Origin of the sequence: Blautia sp. AM42-2, from assembly GCF_003480245.1 — a bacterium.
GTDB lineage: Bacteria > Bacillota > Clostridia > Lachnospirales > Lachnospiraceae > Fusicatenibacter > Fusicatenibacter saccharivorans.
On record NZ_QUIM01000015.1, the window covers coordinates 1 to 245 of the forward strand.

Sequence of the window (245 nt, forward strand, 5' to 3'; positions counted from 1 at the left end):
GGCTTGACCTGAAATGCAAAACAAAAGTTTTGCAGAAAATGGTTGTGTTCGGAAAGAAAATATGGTATGATGTATAGGTGTTAAGTGTATGCGGTTTTGAAGGTATATCAAATATCTTCAAAATAGTTATTGTGGCCCGGTGGCTCAGCTGGTTAGAGCGCCGCCCTGTCACGGCGGAGGTCGTCGGTTCGATCCCGATCCGGGTCGCTTTTCATAACTAAATATCTGAAAAATGGGATCTTAGC

At 43.7% G+C, this 245-nt stretch carries 1 tRNA gene; it reads left to right on the plus strand.

The features are described from left to right. The first annotated feature begins 133 nt into the window (after window positions 1–133). Window positions 134–207, plus strand: a tRNA-Asp gene (locus tag DW915_RS13610). Window positions 208–245 lie beyond the last annotated feature (38 nt).